The organism is Pseudomonas sp. SIMBA_068 (genome assembly GCF_046534705.1).
Lineage (GTDB): Bacteria > Pseudomonadota > Gammaproteobacteria > Pseudomonadales > Pseudomonadaceae > Aquipseudomonas > Aquipseudomonas putida.
Map to the genome: position 1 here is coordinate 1 of NZ_JAWRYI010000676.1, position 266 is coordinate 266.

Below are 266 nucleotides of genomic sequence, written 5' to 3' on the forward strand. Positions count from 1 at the left end.
CGTGAATTTTTACTACTTTTATATCGTGCCTGAGCGATTTAACACGTGTTTTTGCAATATAAAACCCCAAAACACCGCCCATAACAGCTGCAAATATTTGCCACACTTCGCCCATTAGTAATAACTCAGACGTAGCAAGTGCAAAAACAAGACTTAAAAAAAGCGGCAGCATGTACACAGCAAATGCGTGTTTTACCATATGGCTATCATCAAGGGATAAAGTGATCTTCTGGCCTATTTCGACAGGGGACTCAAATTTATAAGGG

At 39.8% G+C, this 266-nt stretch carries 1 protein-coding gene; it reads right to left on the reverse strand.

Translation table 11 applies throughout. From position 1 onward, the window contains the following. A partial coding sequence (locus SB756_RS30950; protein ID WP_410913352.1) for a SoxR reducing system RseC family protein occupies nucleotides 1–266 on the reverse strand: 266 nt, incomplete at both ends.